Genomic DNA, 16901 nt, shown 5'->3' with positions numbered 1-16901 from the left:
AAATATCCACGACTTTAGGAAACCAGCGCCCGCGCCGCGCCTCGGCTGGACGACCGTGCTGCCCGCCGCGAGAGAGCGCCTGATCAACGTCGCGCTCGGGGTTTATCAAGCGTTTCCGAAGCCCGCGGCCAATCCATACCTGACTCGATCCGCGTGATGAACAACGCGCCCAAAGGACTATCGATGAATCTTCGTTCTACCGTTTCCACGGTTGCGGCCGTTGCGCTGCTGTCCGCCTGCGGCGCATGGCAATCCATGTCGGACGCGTCGTCGAGCGCGTATCACGCGGTGTTTTTCAAGCGGATCAAGGTGCTCGACGTCGATCTGTCCGCGCGCGAAGCGCTGAACCCCGACGACGCCGGTCGCGCGACATCGGTCGCGGTGCGCGTGTATCAGTTGAAGGACCGTAAGGTGTTCGATGGCGCGTCGTACGGGGTTCTGCTGAAGAACGACCGCACGCTGCTCGCGCAGGATTTGCAGGCGAGCATGGCATCGGTGCTGAATCCGGGGGCGTCGGCGAGCCTGTCGCAACCGATGCAGGCCGATACGAACTATGTGGCGATCGTCGCGTTTTATCGCAATCCCGGCAACGGGGATGGCTGGAAGTATGTGATCGAGAAGAAAAAGCTCGACGCGGACAAGCCGTTGAAGATCTCGTTGATGGATCAGTTTCTGGTGACGGCGGGCAATCTGGCCCACGATTGAGTGAGCCACCGGCTCAATCCTTTCGACCGAGATAGCCCGGCAGTCCCAATGCCCGGTCGCTCTTTGCCAGCTTCAAGGCTTCCTTGAGCAAAGCCGAGAACTTTTCGTCGTTATCGGGCCGCGGCAACATCGCGCGAAAGAAGTCGGACCAGCGAAATTCTTCCAACGGGACATTGGTTTTTTCATAGCCGCCGGCATCGCGGACCGCCGCCGCGAGGCTTCGGTATTCATCGTCCTTCATTTCCCACACGTGCCTGGCCAATTCGGCAAACGGCCGGCGCACCCCTTGCGCGTCATACGGAAAGGTCCATCGTTCGTTTTCCATGCTGAGCCAGAACGACGCCCACGTGTACGAGGAAAGATCCCGCACCAGCACGACCGGAACCGAGCGCACGCCAACCTGCCACAGCGCCGCCGCCACATGGTGATGATCGATGGCGAACGGTATGCCGTTCGGTCCGCAGACGACCGGTATCGGCTTTTCGGCAATGGCCATTTGCAGGTCATGGGCGCTCAGCGATCGGTATTGGCGGGCTTTTTCCCGGACCTCGCGCGCGCCGTGGGTGATCTGCGTCGGACGCAGATCTTCGATTTGCCGCGTGTCCATGTCGGTCTCCGTGTCGGGATGCGATCACGCGGATTCCGCAAAATTCATGCCGCAGCACGAAGCGTCGCTCGCGTTCCGCCAGACGTCTACGGCGCGTCGTCCACGCACAGCACCGGATCGCTGACCAGACAATCCGCATCGGATGCGCCAGGTGCTCCGCCGCGCGTTTTCAACGACGTCTGCTGCGCGGCGATGCGCAAGCCTTTGGGCAGCAGCACCCACATGCGCAGCCGCTCTTTGGTGCGGCTCGCCTGGGTCTGCGCGGTTTGACCGAAGCCGTAGAAATAGTCCGCTCTGACCGCGCCCTGAATCGCGCATGAAAACGAGTCTCGCCGAAGCGCTGCGGATGCTGGGGGCGTAAGCTGGCGTGATCGGCCAGGCGCCTCTCGATCGGAACCCGCATGAGCGATCCGGTATTTGCCAATCCGAGTAGGCGTTGCTTCGCGATGCTCGTCAAGGCACTTGCGAGGCGGCCAGAAGACCGCTTCGGTTCGGCCGCGGAATGGCTCGCGAGCTTGAGGTCGTTGGCCGTCTCACCCGCCGCGGCCGACGATGACCGGACTATCGTGACGCCCTCCGCGTATTGGTCCGCGTCCGCAGCCTTGCCAGCGCATGCGACGGGCGGCAGCAACCCGCCGATGCCTGTGCCTTCGGCGCCGCGCAACTGGCCCCCTGAGATGCTCGCGCGCATCGAACGCCAACTCGCGATCCACATGGGCCCGCTCGCGAGCCTGCTGGTGCGACGCGCGGCCACCCAGGCGAACGACCTGCCAGCGCTCGGCGCGCAACTGGCGGCGGTGTTGCCCGACACGGCGCGGCTCGAATTCGAGCAGGCCTTCGCGCGGCTGACGGCGGGCTCGCCCGATATGTCGATGGTCGCGTCGTCATCGCCGGGCTCAGGCGTCGCGGTGGCTCCGGCTGCGGCGAAGGTATCGGCTGTATCGCCCGCGAGCGCCGCAGGTAGGGCGCCGGGCAGTGTGATCGAGCAGGCCAGCATCGATGCCGTCGCCGTTAAACTGGCCGTCTATGTGGGGCCGATCGCGAAGATGATTGCCAGTCGCGAGGCGCGGCATGCCGCAAGTTTCGACGAGTTCGTTCAACGGGTCGAAGCTTGCATCAGCGACGCCGCGCAGCGCCGCCGGTTCCGGCACGATCTCGATTCATCGGGTTAGCTTCACGAATCGAAAGCTGCTACATCGAATCCAAAAGGGGGATGAAGTTGAACCACAGTCTGCAGATCTTCGACCTGAGCGGGCGTCGCGCGCTCGTCACCGGATCGAGTACCGGTATCGGTTATGCGTTGGCACAAGGGCTGGCAGGCGCTGGTGCGGAAGTCGTGCTGAACGGCCGCAATGAAGCGAGGCTGGCGGAAGCGGTCAGCCGCCTGCGCGACGCAGGCGCGATCGTGCATGGGCGATGTTTCGACGTGACGGCTCCGGAGGCGGTGGAAGCGGCGGTGGCGCAGATCGAAAGCGAGATCGGCGCGATCGATATTCTCGTGAACAACGCCGGCATGCAGCGGCGCGCGCCGCTCGAGCAGTTCTCCCACGCGCAATGGGAACAGCTGATGAAGACCAATGTGGATAGCGTGTTTCTGGTCGGGCAGGCGGTCGCGCGCTACATGATCGCGCGCAAGCGTGGCAAGATCATCAACATCTGCTCGGTGCAAAGCGAACTCGGCCGGCCCAATATCGCCGCCTATACCGCGAGCAAAGGCGCCGTGAAAATGTTGACGAAAGGCATGGCGATCGATTGGGGCCAGTATGGCATTCAGGTCAATGGCCTCGGCCCCGGCTACATCAGGACGGAACTGACCGACGCGCTCGTCAACGATGAAGCGTTCAGCAACTGGCTGGTCAATCGCACGCCTTCGCGACGTTGGGGCGATGTGCAGGATCTGGTCGGCGCGGCGATCTTTCTCGCGAGCGGCGCGTCGGACTTCGTCAACGGTCATGTTCTTTATGTCGATGGTGGGGTGACGGCGACGCTTTGACTGGCTTTCAGGCCGCCGCCGCAGAGGCCTGCAAGCCTCCCCGGCACCACCTTCACGGCATGCAGGTCGGGTATGCGGTGTCGGGCGATGTCGCGCGCAACGCGTGATGGGGCGATGATGCGGCGAATCGAATCGGGAATAAGCACCGCATCTCGATGGTCTTGCAGGTAAGACTGACATCGGATGGGTGATCAAATGAACCTGATCGACGAGGCGGCGTTTGCCCCGCACGTGACATACGGCATCAACGGGACGTTCGCATGACGTTGCGGATGCAAGCCGCTCTGCGGCGATTGCAACTCGGCTCCGGCGTGGTGTTGCTGGTCTATCTCTTTCTCCATCTGCTCAATCACGCACTTGGAATCTGGTCGCTCGAACTCGCCGGACGCGGTCTGGTTCTGGCGCTGCGGCTCTGGCGCAGCGCGCCCGGAACGATCGCGTTATACGGAGCGGCTGCGCTGCATTTCGTGCTGGCGATGCGAACGATTTATGCGCGCCGTCACTGGGCGTTGCCTCTGGCGGAGTGGGTGCGTCTATGGGCAGGCCTTAGCCTGCCGCTGCTGCTGATCCGTCATGCGGTGACGACCCGGCTCGCGTCCACGCTCTATGGCTTCGAACCGGACTACGAGCGTGTCGTGATCCAGTTGCTGACGACCGGTACGCAGGGTTTGCAGCTTGCGCTGCTCGCGCCCGGATGGATACACGGATGCCTCGGACTATGGTTTCGCTTGCGTCACATGCGATGGGCGCTTCGCATGAAGCCTGTGCTGTTGACATGGGTCATCGTGCTGCCATTGTTGTCCGCGGCAGGCTTTGTCAGGATGATGCGAGCCGTCGAAGCGAAGCGGGCAGTCCTTCCAACTCCCGATCCAAAACTAATTGCGCATCAGCTTGCACTGAACACATGGCGTCACGATCTCGTGGCCTTGTATCTGGCTCTGATCGTCGGCGCGTTCGTCGCAGGTCAATTGCGCAATGGGATCGAGCGTCGAAGATTGCGTGGTAGTTCTATTTAGAAAGGACCGGGAATATCCAACGAGAAAACTCCGTCTACCTGATGTGCATCGCGTAACACTCACGATCTGACGAGACGGTCCGAAGTGAATACGGATGCACGAATACATCCTCAGGTCAAAAGGAGCACATCATGAAATCGGAATCGTTGAGTCAATACGCGGTTTACTCGCTACTGAGCTGCGTGTTCGCCGGTGCGATGATGATGGCGGGCTGCACAAGCGCGGAGGCGCAAACTGTATCGGAGCCCGAGCCGCATCAACTCACGCGCGCGGAGGTCATGCACGAACTCGAGGAGCTGGAAGCGGCGGGATACAACCCGTCGATGGGCGATGATGGTTCGTATCCCGCCGATATTCAGGCCGCGGAAGCGAAGGTGGCCGCGATGCATCGAGCGGACAGAGCCGCGGCGATGAACGCGGGACAGAGCGGTCAGACGGTCCGCACGCATTGAGGGGAAAGACTGGAACGTTGATCCACCTCCGCTGGCGTACCGTAACATTAAAATTTGCAATGACCCTATTGCGTTCATTGCATTGCCAGCATGAGATAGGAATCGTATCTTCGTCTCTAAATCACGGAGACATCTATGAAGATCGCATTCCTGGGAGCCGGCGCGTTGGGTTGCGCGATCGGCTCCGCGCTGACTGAAGGCGGCCATCAGACGTGTCTGGTCGACCGCTTCGCGGCGCACGTCGAGGCCATGCGCCGCGACGGCCTGCTAGTCGACGACGCCAACGGCTCACGCCGCGTAAAAGTCCGCGCGACGATGAACCCCGCCGAAGTCGGGCCGGTGGACCTCGTCATCGTGCTGGTCAAGTCCTTCCACACCGATTCGGCAATGCGCGGCGCGCTCGATCTCGTCGGACCCGACACGCTCGTGTTGTCGCTGCAAAACGGCCTCGGCCATGAAGACGTGCTCGGCGAAATCGTCGGCCGGGAGCGCGTGCTGGCGGGCAAGACCTATGTGGGCGGCGTGCTGAAGGCGCCCGGGCACATCCAGTCGGGCGTGAACGGAAAGCTGACCATCGTCGGCGAGCTCGATGGCCGGGTCACCGACCGGGTCCGCGCCATCGCCGACGCGTTCAACAGTGCGGGTCTGACGACCACGATCAGCGACAACATCCTCGGCACCATGTGGGACAAGTTGCTGATCAACGTCGCGACGGGCGCGATCACCGGCATCACCGGTCTGACGTATGGGCAACTGTACGAGGAGCCCGTTCTGAAAGCCTCCGCGTTGGCGGCGATCGAAGAAGCGATGGCAGCCGCGAAGGCCGCCGGCATCCGTCTTTCGATCACGAAAGCGGAACAAGCCTGGACGCTCGCGGCCGAAGGACTCTCGCCCGCGTTCAAGACCTCGATGCTGCAGAGCCTCGAAAAAGGCTCGGTCACGGAAATCGACTTCATCAACGGAGCGGTCGTGCGCTGGGGCGAGCGCCTCGGCGTGCCGACGCCGGTCAATTCGACGCTGGTCGCGTGCATCAAGGGCATCGAGCGCGCGATGACCGACCGTCAGCGAGAAGGAGCGACGGCATGAGCGGCGCGAAAGCCTATCTGGAGCACGTCGCCATCTGGGTGACGGACATCCACTGGCATATCCGCTTCTTCGAACAGGTCTTCGGCATGACCATGCGCGAGGTGGATGGCACGCGCGACGAGCCGCGTCAGTACTGGACGCTCGGCGGACTGCAGTTCATCAGTGATCCGCGCTACGAAGGTCCCGAGGGCCGGCTCGCGCATCTCGGCGTGATGTGCGAGGACCTCGAGGCTTCGCTCGCCGCGGCGCAAGCGTTCGGCGTCAGTGAAATGCCGCAAGGGCGCAACTGGCTGCGCCTGCCGGATGGACTCGCGGTCGAACTGATTCAGGCCAAACCCGCCACGTGCGTTGCGCAGGCGCTGGCGATCAATCCACGCGCGGAGGCGTAAAGCATGAGCACGATCATCGAAAAGTACTGGGACGACGCGAACGAAGGCGACGAGTGCGTGAGCCCGACCTATACCGTCACCAAAGAACGCATTCTCGCTTACGCCGATCTGACCGGCGATCACACTCCCGTGCATGTCGACGAGGAATATGCGAACGCGAGCCACTTCGGTTCGATCGTCGCGCACGGGCTGTTCGGCCTGTCGATCGCGGATGGCCTGAAGACGCAGAGCGACTATCGCTTCCTGCCAGGCATGTCGCTCGGCTGGACGTGGGATTTCCTGCTGCCGATCAAGGTCAACGACGTGCTTCACGTCAAGTTCCGCGTCGGCAACATGCGCGCGAGCAACAGCCGTCCGGACTGGGGCATCGTCGTGCTGCCGTCCGAGCTGATCAATCAGGACGGCCAGGTCGTCCAGCGCGGCGAACATCGGCTGATGGTGCCGCGTCGTCCGGGAGCGAACTGATGCAAGCCCGCCCCCTCGAAGGTATTCGCGTCGTCGACTACAGCCACTTTCTTGCCGGTCCGTACGTGGGCCGCTGCCTCGCGGCGCTCGGCGCCGAAGTGATCAAGGTGGAGCGTCCCGGCAGCGGCGATGCCGGCCGGCAGCACGCGACCATCCTCGACGACCAGCAAAGCGCCTACTTCCTGCAATTGAACATGGGCAAGCGCGGCGTCAGCGTCGACATGAAAGACCCGCGCGGCAAGGAGTTCATGCGGCGTCTGTGCGATTCGGCCGATGTGTTCATCGAGAACTATCGGCCGGGTGCGCTCGACAAGCTGGGCCTCGGCTATGCCGCATTGTCCGAACGCAATCCGGGTCTCGTGTACTGCTCGATTTCGGCGTACGGTCACACCGGGCCCGACGCGCATCGCGCGGGCTTCGGTCTGATCGCCGAGGCGAAGAGCGGCATCATGCAGATGGTCGGCAATCCCGGCGAACCGCCGCCGCTGATGCGAATTTCGCTCGGCGATATGTACACGGGCATTCACGCGGTCGCCGCGATCAACGCCGCCTTGCTCGGCCGCGTGAAGAGCGGTCGCGGCCAGCATATCGACATGGCGTTGTACGACACGCTGGTGTCGATGCACGAATACGCGGTGCAGTGCTACACGATGCAAGGCGTGCTGCCCGAGCAGACGGGGCACGACATGCCGACGTCGACGCTGTACGGCGTGTTCCGCGCGGCCGACGGCGATCTCGTGATCGCCGCGCAGGTCGACGATGCGTGGAAGCGGTTTGCTTCGCTCGTCGAACAGCACGGCGGTCCGGCCGGCTTCGGCACCGATGCGAGGTTCCACAGCCTGAACGGACGCAACGCCCATCGCGACGAAATCCTCGCGGTCGTGAAGCCGTGGGTTGCGGCGCGGCCGGTCGCCGGCGTGCTGGCGCTGCTCGATGGCGTCGACGTGCCTTGCGCAAAAGTGCAGCGCATCGATGAAGTGGTCAACGATCCGCAGATCGTCGCGCGTGGCATGGTGATCGAGCAGGACCATCCGCGCTTCGGAAAGCTGCGCCTGCCTAACCTGCCGTTCCGCTTCTCTGACTGCGACACGTCGATCCGCGAAGTCGGCCCGGATCTCGGTCAGCACAACGCGGAAGTCGCGCAGTCGTTGGGCTTCAGCGCCGCGGAAATCGACGCGATGCAGACCCAGGGCGTGCTGTTTTCGAAGGGGAGTGCGTGATGAGCGACCAATACGCGGTGATCGGCAATCCGATCGGCCACACGAAATCTCCGCTGATTCACGGTCTGTTTGCGCAGGCGACCGGACAGGACATCAGCTACTCGGCGATCGAAGGTCCGATCGAGCCCGCCGACGCTTTCGCCGAGACCGTCAAGACGTTCATCGCCGCGGGCGGCAGAGGCATGAACGTCACCGCGCCGTTCAAGCTGCAGGCGTTCGCGATTGCCGACGAGCGCAGCGAACGGGCCACGCTCGCCGGCGCCGCGAACGCGCTGAAGTTCGAAAACGGCCGGATCGTTGCCGAGAACTTCGACGGCGTCGGTCTCGTGCGCGATATCGAAGTGAACCTCGCTCAGCCGATGGCGGGCAAGCGCGTGCTCGTGCTGGGTGCGGGCGGAGCGGTGCGTGGCGCGTTGCTGCCGTTCATCGCGGCGCGTCCGGCGCAACTGGTCGTCGTGAATCGGGATGTGCGCAAGGCCGAGGCGTTGGTCGCGCAAGTCGCGAGCAGCCGCCCATTGATCGCATGCGGCTACCGGGAACTCGACGGGATGGGGCAGTTCGACCTCGTCGTGAACGCAACATCGGCGAGCCTGACCGGTCAGTTGCCTGCGGTTCCCCCGGACGTGTTCAGCCGAGCAGGAACCGCGTACGAACTCGCGTATGGAAAGGGGCTCACGCCGTTCCTGCGGCTCGCGCGAAATGCGGGCGTGCAGGGCATCGCCGACGGCGTCGGCATGCTCGTCGAGCAGGCTGCCGAAGCGTTCGAGTGGTGGCGCGGCGTTCGACCGCAGACGCAAGCGATCATCGACCGGCTGACCGTTTCGCTCATTTAATGCATGCGGTGGGGCGAGGAGGCCCAGCTCACGGACGCCCGTTCATGGGGCATAGCGCAATGGATACAATGGCGATATTGCAAATGACAATACCGCCATGAGTACCACTGAGCTTCCGGACCTCAAGCTGCTTCAGCTTTTCGACCTGCTTTACGACGTGCGAAGTGTCACGCGCGCCGCTGAGCAACTCGGGCAAAGTCAGCCGACGGTCAGCATCTGGTTGGGTCGCTTGCGCGAGCATTTGCAGGACCCGTTATTCGTTCGCACGCCGGGCGGTATGACGCCCACTCCGCAGGCTGACGCGTTGATCGGACCGTGCAGGGAAATTCTCGAGTCGCTGCGCCGGTTCGCTGCGTGGGAGATATCTTTCGATCCCGCCACGGCCAAACGACGGTTTCGAATCTGCATGACTGACGCGAGCCACATTACGCTGCTGCCGCGAATGTTGGCGCATTTGCGGGCGCAGGCGCCAGGCGTTCGGCTCGAAGCGGCAAGGATCGACGGCAATACGGAGCGGGCGCTCGAATCCGGCGAGGCGGATCTTGCGATCGGGCATGTGCCCTGGCTGGGGGGCGGTATGTACCAGCAACAGCTTTATATGCAGGACTGGGTATGCCTTGCCAACCGCAATCATCCTCGCGTGCGTGCGCGGCTGAGTCTGAAGCAATACCGCAGCGAGGGGCATGTCGTCATTGCGGCTGGCACGGGCGGGCAACTGCTCGAACAGGCGTTATTGCGCGAGAACATCGAACGCGACGTCGTGCTCGAATTGCCCGGCTTCCTCGGACTAGGATCGATCATCAAGTCGACCGATCTGATTGCTACCTTGCCCCGCCACATTGGCGAGACGCTGGCGCGGGCGAATGACGTCGTGGTCCATTCGTGTCCTTTCCCGGTGGACAGGTTCGCGGTGCGCCAGCACTGGCACGCGAAATACCATCACGAAGCCGGCAATCGCTGGCTGCGCTCGGTCGTCGCGGATCTGTTTCTCAATGGGAGCAGAAGCTAGTTGCCCCGGCTGCTGCTGACGAGGGCACAGAGTATTCGCACTGAACCGGATTCTCCGCCTTCATCGGCTTCGTCAAAAAGAACCCTTGCACGAAGTCGCAGCCTGCCTCGCGCAGCGCATGCCACTGTTGATTCGTTTCGACGCCTTCGGCCGTCACTTTGATGCCGAGTTCGTGCGACATCTGGATGATGCCCCGGACGATCGACGCGGCCGCCGAGTCGCGGCCCAGCCTGGCCGTGAACGAGCGGTCGATCTTCACGATGTCCGGCGAAAAATCGGCCAGATAGCGCAGGCTCGAGTATCCGGTTCCGGAGTCGTCGATGGCGATGCGCACGCCCAGGCGCTTGAGCGCCATCAACGTTGCCTGCGCGAGTGAGGGGTATTCCATCAACGCGCTTTCGGTCAGTTCGATCTGCAGGCAGCGCGGCGGTACCCGGTGTTTTCGCAGCGCCTGGTCGACTATCGCGACCAGCGAGTCATCCCGCAGCTGACGCGCGGACACGTTCACCGACATCGACAGCTCTTTTTTGCCGGCGGCCCGTTTTGTAGGGCACGAGGCCGCTTTGAATCTCACGCTGTTCTCCGACTACCGGGTTGAGCGACGGCTCGAACGCTGCGAGCCGCCTCACTTTTACGATTACGGTAGATCTTCGCGAATCTGTAATGCGGGAAAACCAGCGGGAGCCGCGGATCGCATCGGATCGAGGCGAGTTGCGCACCTGTCAGTCTTCGCGAGGCTGGACCCGCGCGAATTGACGAATGCGCTCGGCAAGAGCGGGTATGCCCGAGTCGCGAGCGACATAGTGCGCGACCTGCCGGGTGGCCAGATCGATGGTCACCTGATCGTCGGGGGTTTTCGTGTTGGGTCCGTCGACCGCGGGATGGTATTCGATGCGCAACTGCCTCGCGTTGGCGACGAGCCGTAAATAGCCGAAGTTGCGGTCGTCGTAGCTTTCAAGGACGACCGCATCGGTGTCTTTCGACGCGGCCTGGATCAGCTGCGGCGCGCGAAGCGGCGGCTGTCCGTTGGTGGTGAGCTGCTGCACCGCGTGACCCCCGTTGCCACAAACGATGTAAGGGATGTGGGTGCCATCGGAACGGGTTCGCGTAAAGCGCTGATAGTTGTGCGCGTGTCCCGCGAGGTCCGCATGTGGCCAGATACCGACCTCATCGCAAACCGTGTCGATCTGCTGTTGCATTTCCACGCTCCAGCCGTGACGCCCGCGCGCCACATACGGCGGATGGTGATGCGCGAACAGCAGCGCGCCTCGATAGTTCTCTTTCTTCACCCGCAATAACGCCGCTTTCAGGAACTTCAGCTGACTGTTGCCGATGTCACGGTCCGCGATCACACCGGGGTCCTCGAGCGTATTGCTGTACAACGCGATGATGCGCACGAACGGCGCCTCGAACGTGAAGAAAACGCCTGGCTGAATTTGCGCGGTCCGTGAAAGGTGGCCCGCGTCGGGAGAGACCTGGAAGCAGTCGGAGCAAAAGTTCCTCAGAAACGCCTGCAGGCTTTTCTCATGCTTCAACGGCGAAACCATTCCGTCGTGGTTGCCGGCAGCGGCGAGAATCGGCGCATGGTAGTTGCGGTACGGTTCATAGAACTGATCGTAGTAGTACTGCGCCTCGCCAAAGCTGTAGACGATGTCGCCCAGCAGAAAGTTGAATTGCGGCACCTCGGCGGGATCGGCTTCGTCGAAGTCGCTGACCATCTTGTCCGCGACTTCGTTCTGGGTGGCCGGACCCTTCGTACTGCCGCAATCGCCGGTGGCGTGAAAGACGATCTGTCCACTCTGGCTAATCGTATCGATGAGCTGCTGGTTGTTGTTCACCACCTCCGCAAACGTCAGCCGGGGCTCGGTGCCGCCGCGCGGCGGCGGAAACGGCAGCGCCTTCAGCTTGTGCTCGCGGTTCAGTTCGTCGATGACCTTGTAGGCCGCGGTATCGGATGCGTGCCTGACCACGAAGGTTTGCGGGTCCGGCGTGGGCTGCGGCTGCGAGAAAACCGGCGCGGCGAGAATCCTGCCGCTGCGGTTGCCGCGTGAGGGTGACGATTCGTCTGAACGCTTCTTCGGCATGTGCAATCCTCCTTGGTCGTCGATCGGGAGCGGCCACGCGGTTGTCGGCAAACCGTCAGCATGTGACGGCACTGTCGATGGCCAGATGCACCGTTCAGACGAACGTATAACCAGGAAGTTCAGATGCGGTTGCCGTTGCGCAACCCGTACGGCGCGAATTGCTAAGCATGGTTTTCCCGTACGAAAGCCGGGTTCGTGGTGAACACGCGTCTGGTTACGACGGCACGAACACGCCAACCGCCGCCAGCGCCATCGCGAGCGTTGCGAGCCATCCTCCCCAGGCCAGCACACCCTTGACGGCGAACTGTCCCATGACCCGCCGACTTCGCGCGATCAGCATCATGACGACCATGATCGGCACCGCGGTAACGCCATTGATCACCGCGCTCCAGTACAGCGCGCGGATCGGGTCGAAATGCATAAAGGTGATAGCCACACCGCCGACGATGGCCAGTGCGATCACCGCATAAAATTCGCGCGCGAGCGTCAGATGCAACGCCAGACTGCTGCGCCAGCGAAAGCTGCCCGCGGCGGCGTAGGCCGCCGAGCCGGCTAGAACCGGCAGTGCGAGCAGGCCGGTGCCGATGATGCCGAGCGCAAACAGGACGTAAGCAAAACGCCCGGCAAACGGCTCGAGCGCTCGCGCGGCATCGGCCGAGGTTTTTACTTCGATGTGGTGCAGATGCAGCGTAGCCGCCGCAGTCAACATGATGAAAAATGCAACGAAGTTCGACACCCCCATGCCGACCCACGTGTCGAAGCGGATTCTTCGCAACTGCGCCGGCGCCTGGTGCGGCACGCGGCGCAGCGGCGCCTGTTCAGGTGCCGAGCGCATTTCTTCGACTTCCTGCGACGCCTGCCAGAAGAATAGATACGGACTGATCGTCGTACCCAGCACCGCGACGATCATGGTCAGATAGTCCGACGTCAGCGAGATGCGCGGCAACACAATCGCGCGCGCGACTTCGCCCCAAGGGATCGGCACGATGAGAGCGACCGCGACGTACGCAAGAAGCGATACGGCGGTCCACTTCAGAATCCGCGCATAGCTATCGTATGGGACAAAAATCTGCAGGATGACCGAGAACGTCCCGAGGCCGACGACATAAAGGTGCTGCGGACCTGGCAGCAGCAGTCCGGCCGCGGCGCCCATCGCCGATAGGTCTGCGGCGATGTTGATCACGTTTGCCACGACGAGCAGGGCAACCGCGCCGTACAGCAGCCACGCCGGATAATGCGCGCGGATGTTCGACGCGAGGCCCTTGCCGGTCACCCGGCCAATCTGCGCGCTCACCAGCTGGATTGCGGTCATCAACGGATACGTGATCAGGATCACCCACAGAAGGTTGAACCCGAACTGCGCGCCGGCCTGCGAATAAGTGCCGATGCCGGATGGATCGTCGTCGGCCGCGCCCGTGATCAGGCCGGGGCCCAGGCGTCTGATCCAGGATCGCTCGACGGGGTCGCGTACGGCGGATTCCGGCTCGATCAGTTTATCGTCGTTCATATATATGTCACCTCGCCGCCACATTTAGCAAATTGCGGGCCCGGGGTGTTCGGGGCGGCGTTGCGCGGCTTCGGCAAGCAGATGCGAAGCGCGGCTTCGGTGAAAGTGCGCGGAATGCGAGCTTCTATAGGGGAGGAACGAACCTTGGGCCGTGCCGACGGACACCGTCACCCATGATGCGCTGGAGCCTTCGTCTGCAACTGGATCAAGTCGATTGCGTAAAGCAATTCTTCGAGCACGATGGGCTTGGCAACGACGGCATCGACCTTGCCAGCGAAACTGACCGCGTCTTCCGGCCGCGCCACCGCAATGATGTGCGGCTTATCGATGCTTGTATCGAAGCTCTCCACGAACCACAACGCTGTCGTAATCGAATTGACGGGAACGTCGAGGATGATCAATTGGCGCGACGGCTCGAGCCATATTTCATGCCAATGGTCGAAACCGAGCGCTTTGGAGCGCCCATATCCCTTTACATTGAGCAGAACCCGCAGAGAATCCCGGACCGCCTTGTCGTGCCCAACGATGACGACCGCGCCGATGCATTGTGATGGTCTCTTCACTGCGTGGGCCGTCGCGGCCCGCAGTTGCCACTGACAGCGCTGCCATTGCACCCGGGACAATTCGTAGTCGCGCTGCGCTTTCGACAGCGCATTCAGCGATGTTGCCGGGTTACTTCTCAACTGTTGCAGATCGCGAGTCGCCTGGTCCAGTGCGGTGCAGGCAACGCAGAAGGCGAGCTTGTCTTCTGCCGTCGGTCCCGGATTCGAAGATGACACGCCGCGTTTCTCCCGAGCCGGTATGCACGTTTTGTGCCGTAAACCTTGCTCATTCCCGCAGCATAGGGCGGCAGGGCGCAAAATTCCAGGCGCGGCTCAGTCCATTCGCGGCTTGAACGCATACTGCTCGATCTCGCCGCCGCGTGCGACCACCGCCGTGCTCTCGGGAATTTCCTGCCAGATGCCCGGCAAGTCCGAGAGCGGCTCGGACAGCACGAGGAACGCATTCTCGCCGGCCGTCCTGATGCGCTCGTCGTCGGGATACAACTCGCGCAGATGGCGGAACGAGGTGCTGTGAAACAGCGAGCGCGACTGGCCTTCGCTCGAATAACGGACCGCGATGATCTGCTCGCCGTCGGTCGCGCACACGGTCATGTTCAGCGGTTCATCGACGCCATGCCGGCGGCCGGTGGCTTCGACGAAGCCGACCATCCGCTCGAGCGCGGTGACGGGCGTGAGCTCCAGCCCGAAAGTCAGCGCCAGAAAAAACAGCACCTCGGAATCGGTCGAGCCCTCGATGGACGGGAACAGATCGGGGTCGATCTGCACCATCAGATCGCGGCGCACCTTCGGGTAGTTGCGCACCAGCCCGTTGTGCGCGAACAGCCAGCGGCCGTGGCGGAACGGATGACAGTTGGTTTCCTGCGACGGCGTGTCGGTCGCCGCGCGTATATGAGCAACGAATAGCGGCGAATGGATCGCCCGGGCGGCCTCGCGTAGATTGCGGTCGCTCCATGCGGGCTGAATGCAGCGGTAGCGAAACGGAATGTCGGTGGGATGGCCATACCAGCCGATCCCGAAGCCGTCGCCATTGGTGGTGGTGGCGCCGAGCCGCGAATGCATGCTCTGATCGATCAGCGAATGCCGGGCGTTGAACAGCACGGTTTCGAGCTGAAGCGGATTGCCGGTATAAGCGAGCCAGCGGCACATGATTGGCCTCCTGTCGGTTGCGCATGACAAACCTACACCACCGCACGGGCGGCGTTTGTAGGACCAAAGTCCGATTGAGGGAGACTTGATGCATGTCACCATAGACAAAGACGTTGCGCGCTAAGGTGCGTCCGTGCCGGGCATCAAGGCAGCCCTCCATGCACGAAGCGGACGTCATCCGCAGTTTGTCCGTTTCAAATCCCTTTCGCGACCTCGCGCCGACCTAATCCGATAGAGGCAGGACGCACATGAGCCATTTCCTGGACAGGTTACGTTACTTTACGGCCCCCCGTCCGCAGTTTTCGGATGGTCACGGTGCTGTCGCAGATGAAGACCCGGCAATGGGAGGACGCTTACCGCAAATGCTGGCAGCACGACAAGATAGTTCGTTCCACTCATGGAGTGAACTGCATGGGGTCCTGCTCATGGAAGATCTATGTGAAGGGCGGCATCGTCACGTGGGAAACGCAGCAGACGGCCTTGGCGGATTCCTGCTGCCGATTATCTTCGGCATCCTGCTGGATTTTTTCAGGGTGCGTTCCACCTGCTTCGTGTTCCTGTACGGGATCGTCTGGGTTTCGCTGAACTTGATCTATCTGTCGGAAGTGCGGCGTACACCGGTCGCGGGTTCCGTGGCCTAGCCGTGTTCGCCAACGCGCAGCACTGAGATTCGCGCAGGCTGCAGGCTCTGCCAGCCAGCCTGCTTTTTTGCTGATGGAGGTGACCGATGAAACGCCGTGAACTGTTGGTTGCGCTGGCCGCAGGCGCGCTCGCCGAGGGTTCTACCAGCCTGGCGCAGGGCGCCCAGGCGAAATTCACCGATCAGATCGAGTTGCCCAAGCCCAACCTCACAGGCACGGTGTCCCTCGAGGAAGCCATCGCGAAGCGCAGGTCCGTGCGCCGATTCGCGTCGAAGCCGCTGCCCGTCGAAGTCATCGGCCAATTGATGTGGGCGGGGCAGGGCATCACCAGCTCGGACGGTAAGCGCGCGGCTCCGGCGGCCGGCGCTTTGTATGCGCTCGAACTTTACGTGGTGACCGCCACGGAGGTGATGCACTATCTGCCGGAAGGCCATCGGGCCGAGAAGCGCGCCAGCCACGACCTGCGCCCCGCACTGCGAGCGCTTGCGGTCAACCAGGCGTCGGTCGAGGCGGCCCCGGCCTTGCTCGTGGTGGCCGCCGACCCCAGCAGGCTCACCGCGAGATATGGCGGGAGAGCCAATCTGTATGCCGATCTCGAGGTCGGGCATTCGACCCAGAACATGCTGCTGCAGATCGTCACGCTGGGGCTAGTCGCCGTGCCCGTGGGCGCCGTCGACGGGGCTCCGGCGGCGCGCAAGCTCGGGCTGCCTCACGGCCAGACCGTCCTCTATCTGATCCCGGTAGGCTATCCGGCCTGAGTCGTTCGGAGAGGCACGATCAGTTCGATCAAACCTTCGCGAGTTTTACGGTCTCCAGCGTCGGGCGATGATCGGCCAACGCCTGGGGCTGCACTCGCTTTGTTGCACGACCGGCAGTAGCGTATCGACACAGTCCAGCGCGTCCGTCAAGCGCCCGAGCACGATCAGCGAGCGCGCCGCATCGAGACGACCGTGAAACATCGCGTCGCGCGGTCCGGCCCGTTCCACCATATCGATGAGCTGCCCCATCTCGGCCTTCACGCGCGCGCGGTCGATAGGCCAGTGGCGGTCAATCCAGTTCCGAAGTGCCCGAACCAGCACCACACAATCGTCGTACTCACACTGCAAGCTATCCATTGCCACCCTCAGCCGTATCCCGGGTCGGCCTGACCGAGCCGTTCATTGGGGGAACAAACCATCCCCATCT

At 62.7% G+C, this 16901-nt stretch carries 20 protein-coding genes and 3 pseudogenes; 15 read left to right on the top strand and 8 right to left on the bottom strand.

All coding sequences use genetic code 11. The features are described 5' to 3' along the window. Nucleotides 1–28 precede the first annotated feature (28 nt). Both AB3X94_RS29635 and tssJ read left to right on the top strand, forming a co-directional pair. Nucleotides 29–157, top strand: a pseudogene (locus AB3X94_RS29635) (type VI secretion system baseplate subunit TssG); the annotation flags it as partial. 26 nt (nucleotides 158–183) lie between these two features. Then, a complete protein-coding gene (tssJ, locus tag AB3X94_RS29630; RefSeq protein WP_368613457.1) occupies nucleotides 184–705 on the top strand; it encodes a type VI secretion system lipoprotein TssJ in 522 nt (173 codons plus the stop codon). 13 nt (nucleotides 706–718) lie between these two features. Here the strand turns inward: tssJ and AB3X94_RS29625 are convergent, their stop codons facing one another. Both AB3X94_RS29625 and AB3X94_RS29620 read right to left on the bottom strand, forming a co-directional pair. Continuing rightward, nucleotides 719–1312: a ParB-like protein gene (locus AB3X94_RS29625; protein WP_176106336.1), complete on the bottom strand. Its 594-nt coding sequence runs from the start codon at nucleotides 1310–1312 to the stop codon at nucleotides 719–721. Nucleotides 1313–1398: 86 nt separating this feature from the next. Beyond that, a complete protein-coding gene (locus tag AB3X94_RS29620) occupies nucleotides 1399–1536 on the bottom strand; it encodes a hypothetical protein (RefSeq protein WP_246391870.1) in 138 nt (45 codons plus the stop codon). Nucleotides 1537–1713: 177 nt separating this feature from the next. Between AB3X94_RS29620 and AB3X94_RS29615 the strand changes: the two genes are divergently transcribed. The 10 genes from AB3X94_RS29615 to AB3X94_RS29570 all read left to right on the top strand — a co-directional run bounded on the left by AB3X94_RS29615 (nucleotide 1714) and on the right by AB3X94_RS29570 (nucleotide 9775). Then, entirely contained in the window at nucleotides 1714–2484 is a 771-nt protein-coding gene (locus tag AB3X94_RS29615; RefSeq protein ID WP_368613456.1) for a hypothetical protein, read from the top strand. A gap of 41 nt (nucleotides 2485–2525) precedes the next feature. After that, nucleotides 2526–3305: an SDR family oxidoreductase gene (locus tag AB3X94_RS29610; protein ID WP_368613455.1), complete on the top strand. Its 780-nt coding sequence runs from the start codon at nucleotides 2526–2528 to the stop codon at nucleotides 3303–3305. Nucleotides 3306–3565: 260 nt separating this feature from the next. Next, complete coding sequence (locus AB3X94_RS29605) at nucleotides 3566–4321, top strand: hypothetical protein (protein ID WP_368613454.1); 756 nt, start codon at nucleotides 3566–3568, stop codon at nucleotides 4319–4321. 131 nt (nucleotides 4322–4452) lie between these two features. Further along, nucleotides 4453–4773: a DUF4148 domain-containing protein gene (locus tag AB3X94_RS29600; RefSeq protein WP_176106331.1), complete on the top strand. Its 321-nt coding sequence runs from the start codon at nucleotides 4453–4455 to the stop codon at nucleotides 4771–4773. Nucleotides 4774–4908: 135 nt separating this feature from the next. Next, nucleotides 4909–5859 carry a ketopantoate reductase family protein gene (locus AB3X94_RS29595; RefSeq protein WP_368613453.1) on the top strand — a complete coding sequence of 317 codons (951 nt, stop codon included), beginning with the start codon at nucleotides 4909–4911 and terminating at the stop codon, nucleotides 5857–5859. Continuing rightward, nucleotides 5856–6248: a VOC family protein gene (locus tag AB3X94_RS29590; protein WP_184225044.1), complete on the top strand. Its 393-nt coding sequence runs from the start codon at nucleotides 5856–5858 to the stop codon at nucleotides 6246–6248. The genes AB3X94_RS29595 and AB3X94_RS29590 overlap by 4 nt, the downstream gene beginning before the upstream one ends. A gap of 3 nt (nucleotides 6249–6251) precedes the next feature. After that, entirely contained in the window at nucleotides 6252–6713 is a 462-nt protein-coding gene (locus AB3X94_RS29585; RefSeq protein ID WP_176120311.1) for a MaoC family dehydratase, read from the top strand. Further along, the gene (locus tag AB3X94_RS29580; RefSeq protein WP_368613452.1) at nucleotides 6713–7933 is read left to right on the top strand and encodes a CaiB/BaiF CoA transferase family protein; all 1221 of its coding nucleotides are present in this window, start codon (nucleotides 6713–6715) and stop codon (nucleotides 7931–7933) included. Before AB3X94_RS29585 ends, AB3X94_RS29580 begins: the two co-directional genes overlap by 1 nt. Continuing rightward, on the top strand, nucleotides 7933–8766 hold the full coding sequence (gene aroE, locus AB3X94_RS29575) for a shikimate dehydrogenase (RefSeq protein ID WP_368613451.1): 834 nt from the start codon (nucleotides 7933–7935) through the stop codon (nucleotides 8764–8766). Before AB3X94_RS29580 ends, aroE begins: the two co-directional genes overlap by 1 nt. Nucleotides 8767–8863: 97 nt before the next feature. Then, on the top strand, nucleotides 8864–9775 hold the full coding sequence (locus AB3X94_RS29570; RefSeq protein WP_176106325.1) for a LysR family transcriptional regulator: 912 nt from the start codon (nucleotides 8864–8866) through the stop codon (nucleotides 9773–9775). Here the strand turns inward: AB3X94_RS29570 and AB3X94_RS29565 are convergent. The 5 genes from AB3X94_RS29565 to AB3X94_RS29545 all read right to left on the bottom strand — a co-directional run bounded on the left by AB3X94_RS29565 (nucleotide 9756) and on the right by AB3X94_RS29545 (nucleotide 15075). Beyond that, nucleotides 9756–10349: an EAL domain-containing protein gene (locus AB3X94_RS29565; RefSeq protein ID WP_368613450.1), complete on the bottom strand. Its 594-nt coding sequence runs from the start codon at nucleotides 10347–10349 to the stop codon at nucleotides 9756–9758. The genes AB3X94_RS29570 and AB3X94_RS29565 overlap by 20 nt on opposite strands. A gap of 148 nt (nucleotides 10350–10497) precedes the next feature. Continuing rightward, nucleotides 10498–11859: a metallophosphoesterase gene (locus AB3X94_RS29560; protein WP_176106324.1), complete on the bottom strand. Its 1362-nt coding sequence runs from the start codon at nucleotides 11857–11859 to the stop codon at nucleotides 10498–10500. A 214-nt stretch (nucleotides 11860–12073) separates the two neighbouring features. Continuing rightward, entirely contained in the window at nucleotides 12074–13366 is a 1293-nt protein-coding gene (locus AB3X94_RS29555; RefSeq protein WP_176106323.1) for an NRAMP family divalent metal transporter, read from the bottom strand. Between the two features lie 167 nt (nucleotides 13367–13533). Then, nucleotides 13534–14145, bottom strand: coding sequence for a response regulator receiver protein (locus tag AB3X94_RS29550; protein ID WP_368613449.1), 612 nt, complete (start codon nucleotides 14143–14145; stop codon nucleotides 13534–13536). A 96-nt stretch (nucleotides 14146–14241) separates the two neighbouring features. Then, complete coding sequence (locus AB3X94_RS29545; protein ID WP_176106322.1) at nucleotides 14242–15075, bottom strand: class II glutamine amidotransferase; 834 nt, start codon at nucleotides 15073–15075, stop codon at nucleotides 14242–14244. 248 nt (nucleotides 15076–15323) lie between these two features. Here AB3X94_RS29545 and AB3X94_RS29540 point away from each other — a divergent pair. The 3 genes and pseudogenes from AB3X94_RS29540 to AB3X94_RS29530 form a co-directional block, all read left to right on the top strand. Next, nucleotides 15324–15552, top strand: a pseudogene (locus tag AB3X94_RS29540) (nitrate reductase); the annotation flags it as partial. Continuing rightward, nucleotides 15552–15716 (top strand): annotated as a pseudogene (locus AB3X94_RS29535) (MFS transporter); the annotation flags it as partial. The pseudogenes AB3X94_RS29540 and AB3X94_RS29535, both read left to right, overlap by 1 nt. 86 nt (nucleotides 15717–15802) lie before the next feature. Continuing rightward, the gene (locus AB3X94_RS29530) at nucleotides 15803–16474 is read left to right on the top strand and encodes a SagB/ThcOx family dehydrogenase (RefSeq protein WP_176379455.1); all 672 of its coding nucleotides are present in this window, start codon (nucleotides 15803–15805) and stop codon (nucleotides 16472–16474) included. A 45-nt stretch (nucleotides 16475–16519) separates the two neighbouring features. Here the strand turns inward: AB3X94_RS29530 and AB3X94_RS29525 are convergent, their stop codons facing one another. Beyond that, entirely contained in the window at nucleotides 16520–16831 is a 312-nt protein-coding gene (locus AB3X94_RS29525; protein WP_176106320.1) for a hypothetical protein, read from the bottom strand. Nucleotides 16832–16901: the final 70 nt, after the last annotated feature.

This window comes from Paraburkholderia sp. BR10923 (assembly GCF_040948765.1).
In the GTDB taxonomy this organism is placed as follows: Bacteria; Pseudomonadota; Gammaproteobacteria; order Burkholderiales; family Burkholderiaceae; genus Paraburkholderia; species Paraburkholderia youngii.
The sequence above is the reverse complement of the archived record's forward strand: the minus strand, read 5'-3'. Positions and strand labels throughout refer to the sequence as shown.

Excerpts from the sequence above, each read along its gene's own strand:
- tssJ (WP_368613457.1), top strand. The coding sequence starts at position 184 with ATGAATCTTCGTTCTACCGTTTCCACGGTTGCGGCCGTTGCGCTGCTG.
- AB3X94_RS29625 (WP_176106336.1), bottom strand. The coding sequence starts at position 1,312 with ATGGACACGCGGCAAATCGAAGATCTGCGTCCGACGCAGATCACCCAC.
- AB3X94_RS29620 (WP_246391870.1), bottom strand. The coding sequence starts at position 1,536 with ATGTGGGTGCTGCTGCCCAAAGGCTTGCGCATCGCCGCGCAGCAGACG.
- AB3X94_RS29615 (WP_368613456.1), top strand. The coding sequence starts at position 1,714 with ATGAGCGATCCGGTATTTGCCAATCCGAGTAGGCGTTGCTTCGCGATG.
- AB3X94_RS29610 (WP_368613455.1), top strand. The coding sequence starts at position 2,526 with ATGAAGTTGAACCACAGTCTGCAGATCTTCGACCTGAGCGGGCGTCGC.
- AB3X94_RS29605 (WP_368613454.1), top strand. The coding sequence starts at position 3,566 with ATGACGTTGCGGATGCAAGCCGCTCTGCGGCGATTGCAACTCGGCTCC.
- AB3X94_RS29600 (WP_176106331.1), top strand. The coding sequence starts at position 4,453 with ATGAAATCGGAATCGTTGAGTCAATACGCGGTTTACTCGCTACTGAGC.
- AB3X94_RS29595 (WP_368613453.1), top strand. The coding sequence starts at position 4,909 with ATGAAGATCGCATTCCTGGGAGCCGGCGCGTTGGGTTGCGCGATCGGC.
- AB3X94_RS29590 (WP_184225044.1), top strand. The coding sequence starts at position 5,856 with ATGAGCGGCGCGAAAGCCTATCTGGAGCACGTCGCCATCTGGGTGACG.
- AB3X94_RS29585 (WP_176120311.1), top strand. The coding sequence starts at position 6,252 with ATGAGCACGATCATCGAAAAGTACTGGGACGACGCGAACGAAGGCGAC.
- AB3X94_RS29580 (WP_368613452.1), top strand. The coding sequence starts at position 6,713 with ATGCAAGCCCGCCCCCTCGAAGGTATTCGCGTCGTCGACTACAGCCAC.
- aroE (WP_368613451.1), top strand. The coding sequence starts at position 7,933 with ATGAGCGACCAATACGCGGTGATCGGCAATCCGATCGGCCACACGAAA.
- AB3X94_RS29570 (WP_176106325.1), top strand. The coding sequence starts at position 8,864 with ATGAGTACCACTGAGCTTCCGGACCTCAAGCTGCTTCAGCTTTTCGAC.
- AB3X94_RS29560 (WP_176106324.1), bottom strand. The coding sequence starts at position 11,859 with ATGCCGAAGAAGCGTTCAGACGAATCGTCACCCTCACGCGGCAACCGC.
- AB3X94_RS29555 (WP_176106323.1), bottom strand. The coding sequence starts at position 13,366 with ATGAACGACGATAAACTGATCGAGCCGGAATCCGCCGTACGCGACCCC.
- AB3X94_RS29545 (WP_176106322.1), bottom strand. The coding sequence starts at position 15,075 with ATGTGCCGCTGGCTCGCTTATACCGGCAATCCGCTTCAGCTCGAAACC.
- AB3X94_RS29530 (WP_176379455.1), top strand. The coding sequence starts at position 15,803 with ATGAAACGCCGTGAACTGTTGGTTGCGCTGGCCGCAGGCGCGCTCGCC.
- AB3X94_RS29525 (WP_176106320.1), bottom strand. The coding sequence starts at position 16,831 with ATGGATAGCTTGCAGTGTGAGTACGACGATTGTGTGGTGCTGGTTCGG.